This is a genomic window from Streptomyces sp. NPDC006265 (genome assembly GCF_040613555.1).
Lineage (GTDB): Bacteria > Actinomycetota > Actinomycetes > Streptomycetales > Streptomycetaceae > Streptomyces.
In genome coordinates this window covers 1-4,403 of sequence record NZ_JBEXSH010000780.1, presented here as the reverse complement: position 1 = coordinate 4,403, position 4,403 = coordinate 1, and the positions used below count along the sequence as shown (strand labels likewise).

3 protein-coding genes and 3 pseudogenes are annotated in these 4,403 nt (G+C 70.1%); 3 read left to right on the top strand and 3 right to left on the bottom strand.

All coding sequences use genetic code 11. The annotated features are described in order from the left end of the window. The coding region (gene glmM / locus ABZ281_RS39785; RefSeq protein WP_356662856.1) for a phosphoglucosamine mutase at positions 1-1,256 on the top strand (1,256 nt) is incomplete at its 5' end. A gap of 151 nt (positions 1,257-1,407) precedes the next feature. On the opposite strand, the gene ABZ281_RS39780 is transcribed toward glmM, so the two are convergent. Together ABZ281_RS39780 and coaA are read right to left on the bottom strand one after the other, a co-directional pair. After that, positions 1,408-1,539 (bottom strand): hypothetical protein, encoded by a 132-nt coding sequence (locus tag ABZ281_RS39780; RefSeq protein WP_356662855.1) that lies wholly within the window; start codon positions 1,537-1,539, stop codon positions 1,408-1,410. Further along, positions 1,536-2,504: a type I pantothenate kinase gene (gene coaA / locus ABZ281_RS39775; protein WP_356662854.1), complete on the bottom strand. Its 969-nt coding sequence runs from the start codon at positions 2,502-2,504 to the stop codon at positions 1,536-1,538. Before coaA ends, ABZ281_RS39780 begins: the two co-directional genes overlap by 4 nt. A gap of 193 nt (positions 2,505-2,697) precedes the next feature. On the opposite strand from coaA, the pseudogene ABZ281_RS39770 reads away from it, so the two are divergent. Next, a pseudogene (locus tag ABZ281_RS39770) lies at positions 2,698-3,013 on the top strand (ATP-binding cassette domain-containing protein); the annotation flags it as partial. An 86-nt stretch (positions 3,014-3,099) separates the two neighbouring features. On the opposite strand, the pseudogene ABZ281_RS39765 reads toward ABZ281_RS39770, so the two are convergent. Continuing rightward, positions 3,100-3,474, bottom strand: a pseudogene (locus ABZ281_RS39765) (restriction endonuclease); the annotation flags it as partial. Positions 3,475-4,196: 722 nt separating this feature from the next. Between ABZ281_RS39765 and ABZ281_RS39760 the strand changes: the two are divergent. Beyond that, positions 4,197-4,403 (top strand): annotated as a pseudogene (locus tag ABZ281_RS39760) (hypothetical protein); the annotation flags it as partial.

Sequence of the window (4,403 nt, the reverse complement as noted above, 5' to 3'; positions counted from 1 at the left end):
CGCTCCCCCGAGCTCTCGACTCCGCTCGAGCAGGGGGTACCCCCACTCGCCGCACCGGCCGAAACCCCACGTACGTCCAGTACGAGGGCTTCCGGGGCCTCGCCAGCGCCGGCGTGGACGTCCTGCGGGTCGGCGTGCTGCCGACCCCCGCCGTGGCCCACCTGACCGGGGAGCTCGGCGCCGACCTCGGTGTGATGCTCTCCGCGAGCCACAACGCCATGCCCGACAACGGCATCAAGTTCTTCGCCCGCGGTGGGCACAAGCTCGCCGACGAGCTGGAGGACCGGATCGAGTCCGTCTACGAGGAGCACCGCACCGGCGCCCCGTGGGACCGGCCGACCGGGTCCGGAGTGGGCCGCGTAGGCGACTACGAGGAGGGCTCCGACCGGTACGTCGCGCATCTGCTGGGTGTCCTGCCCAACCGGCTCGACGGGCTGAAGGTCGTCCTCGACGAGGCGCACGGCGCCGCCGCCCGGGTGTCGCCGGAGGCGTTCCAGCAGGCCGGTGCCGAGGTCGTCACGATCGGGGCCGAGCCCGACGGGCTCAACATCAACGACGGGTGCGGTTCGACGCACCTGGACAAGATCAAGGCCGCCGTCGTCGAGCACGGGGCCGATCTCGGCATCGCGCACGACGGTGACGCCGACCGGTGCCTCGCCGTCGACCACACCGGTGCGGAGGTGGACGGGGACCAGATCCTCGCCGTGCTCGCGCTGGCGATGCGGGAGCGGTCCGTGCTGCGGTCCGACACGGTCGTCGCCACGGTGATGTCCAACCTCGGGTTCAAGCTCGCCATGGAGCGGGAGGGCATCCGGCTGGTGCAGACCGCCGTCGGTGACCGGTACGTGCTCGAGGAGATGAAGCAGCACGGGTTCGCCCTCGGGGGCGAGCAGTCCGGGCACGTCATCGTCCTCGACCACGCGACGACCGGCGACGGGACGCTGACCGGGCTGCTGCTGGCGGCGCGGGTGGCTCAGAGCGGGCGGACGCTTGCGGATCTCGCCGGTGTCATGGAGCGGCTGCCGCAGGTGCTGATCAATGTGCCGGATGTCGACAGGACGCGGGTGGGGACGTCCGCGGAGCTGTCGGCGGCGGTTTCGGATGCGGAGCGGGAGCTCGGGGAGACCGGGCGGGTGCTGCTGCGGCCCTCCGGGACGGAGCAGTTGGTTCGCGTGATGGTCGAGGCGGCTGATATCGAGCAGGCTCGGTCTGTTGCGGGGCGGTTGGCCGATGCGGTGAAGTCCGCGCTCGGGTAGTGAACCGGGAAGGGGGTGGGGCTGCGGTTGGCCGCGGGCTGACCGTCCGTCGTGGCGTGTCGCGCAGTTCCCCGCGCCCCCTGGGGCACTGGTCCCCAAGCCCCTTCCAGTGCCGCGGCAGGCACCGTTTGCCCGTTGCGGGCGGTACCCGTCAGCACGACGAGGCGGGTGGTGCCGAGCGCTTCTCGATCAGCCGGACCACCTCGTCGGTCCGGTCGGACGGTGTGATCAGACGCAGATGGAGCATGGCGCCCGTCTGATCCGCCTTCTCGACCGGCGTCACAACTTGCGCAGGCTGAGCCGTTGCACCTTGTGGTCCGGGCCCTTGCGCAGGACGAGGGCGGCGCGGCCGCGGGTCGGGGCGATGTTCTCGACCAGGTTGGGCCGGTTGATCGTGCGCCACATGGTGCGGGCGTAGTCGAGGGCCTCCTCCTCGGAGACCTGGGTGTATTTGCGGAAGTACGAGGAGGGGTTCTGGAAGGCGGTCGCACGCAGCTTGCGGAAGCGGTTGAGGTACCAGGTCTCGACGTCCTCGACACGGGCGTCGACGTACACGCTGAAGTCGAAGTAGTCGGCGAGACCGACCCGGGTGCGGCCGTCCTTGCCGGGCAGGGCCGGCTGGAGGACGTTCAGGCCCTCGACGATCAGGATGTCCGGGCGGCGGACCGTGAGCCTCTTGTCGGGGACGATGTCGTAGATCAGGTGGGAGTAGACGGGCGCGGTGACCTCGTCCTTGCCGGCCTTGATGTCGGCGACGAAGCGAGTCAGGGCGCGGCGGTCGTAGGACTCCGGGAAGCCCTTGCGGGACATCAGGCCGCGGGCCTTGAGCTCTTTGGTGGGGAGCAGGAAGCCGTCGGTGGTGACCAGCTCGACGCGCGGGTGCTCGGGCCAGCGGGAGAGCAGGGCCTGGAGGAGGCGGGCGACCGTCGACTTGCCCACGGCGACCGAGCCGGCCACTCCTATGACGAAGGGGGTGCCCGACTGGGAGCCCTGTTCGCCCAGGAACGTGTTCAGCGCGCCTCTGAGCCCGTCGGTGGCACCGACGTAGAGATTGAGCAGGCGGGACAGTGGGAGATAGATGTCCCGCACCTCGTCGAGGTCGATCACGTCGCCGAGACCGCGCAGCTTCTCGACCTCCTCGGCCGTGAGCGGCAGCGGCGTCTTGTCGCGCAGCGCGCTCCACTCGGCTCGGGTGAGGTCGACGTAGGGAGTCGCCTCCGGGCGGGGCCGGTGGGCGCTCCGTGGCATCGAGGAGACCGGAGAGATCACAGTCCATTGTTACGGGCGTACGAACGGATGGTGGGGTGGGATCCGTCACGCACGCTCTTCAGGTCGGTTCATCGGGGAGAAAACCGGCCAAGAGGAGGAATGTCGGTGGCGTGCGTCACAGCTGTGGGAAGGGTGAGCCCAGGCCGGGGTTCACGAACCCCAGGGGTGCCCCATGACGTATGCGATAGAGGCGGAAGGTCTGGTCAAACGGTTCAGGGATGCCGAGGCGCTGGCGGTTGTCGACCTGGCGGCCGGCAAGGGCACGGTGCTCGGGCTGCTGGGCCCAAGGGCGCGGGCAGGACGACGGCGGTGCGGATCTTCGCAACGCTGCTCCGGCCCGACGGAGGCAGGGCCCGGGTGGCCGGCCACGATGTGGTCCGGGAGGCCGGGGTCGTTGCTCCCTCGCCGGGCTGACCGGGCAGTACGGGGCGGTCGACGCGAACCTGACCGGCACCGAGAACCTGCTGTTCACCGGCCGGCTGCTGGGGCTGGTCGAACGCGTCGGTCCCCTTGGCCGGGTCGCCGGCCCGGCCGATACGACGATGATGAGACAGGCGCGGGTGGTGCGGGCTTCCTACATCCACGGTGCTGGGCCGGTGTGGGTCGCCCAGGCCGCGAGTGCTGCGTGATCGAACAGGCGGATTCCGTGCTGTGTGCCGTAGTTGATGGCGGGCTGGGTGAAGACGGATGTGGTGACGACTGCGGCGACCTGTGCGCCGTGGACGCTGAAGCAGGTGCCGCCGAACCGCTGGAGGTCCGGGCTGCCGACTTTGGTGGTGGGACCGTAACGCTTGCACTGGACCACGATGTGCCGCCCGTCGGGCGCGGTGGCGAGGACGTCGGCGCCGAGGTCGCCGGCCCCTCCGACGACCCGCGCGTCGGTGCAGCCGTCGCGCTCGCAGAGGAAGGCGATGGCCTGCTCGAATTCGCGCGGGTTCATCGCGTGGTAGCGGGTGATCTCGGTGGACTGGATCGCCTGGAGCCGTCGCTGTTCGGTCGCCTGGCGGATGTTGTACCTGGAGTGTGCGACGAGACCGCCGGCGAACAGGACCAGCGGCAGGAGGGCTGCCGCTCCCAGTCCGTCGGCCACCATGACCAGGGCCAAGCTCCCTGCCATGAGGGCGGCGATGGCGTAGGCGCAGCCTGCGCAGCCCGACGGCTCGGACTGTTGCTCTCGTCGGCGTGCGGGCGCGCTCAATATCTCCTCCGGGTCGCTGGTGCTGGGGGAATCATGCAGGGGTGTGAGCGCCGCGGACAGACCGTGTGTCCGTTCTGTGACGCAGTAAGGTCGACGCGCGGTGTGTGTCGGCGGACCGCACAGGTCCGCCCGGGCGCCCGACCGTGGTGCGGCGCCCGGGCCTTCTCGGTGAGTGGGGTGCCGCCTCAGGTCCTGCCCCGGCCGTACCGCTGTCGGGTGGGAAAGGGCCGTCACCGATCTCTCACCGACAGGGAACATGACCTCGACCGGTCTTCGCTCGGCGAGCAGCCGAGTCCCTGCACGGGGAGGTACTCCAAGTCGTCGCGCTGAGCAGCCACCCGGGACGGCCCGATCTCTTCCGTTACGGTCAGGTTTCCAGGTAGGCGGTTCAGGCGACGGACCCTCCCTCGAATTTCCGATTTCGGGCACGATGGGGGGCTTTCGCGAGGGCGTCGGCCCGTAGGCTGCGCCCTATGTGCGGAATCGTGGGATACGTGGGGCCGCAGTCGGCGCTCGATGTCGTGATGGCCGGGCTGAAGCGGCTGGAGTACCGGGGCTACGACTCGGCGGGCGTCGCCGTCCTGGCCGACGGCGGGCTGGCGGCGGCCAAGAAGGCCGGCAAGCTCCTCAACCTGGCACGCCCCCGGTTACGTGTACGACTACACCAAGTGGTTCGGCAA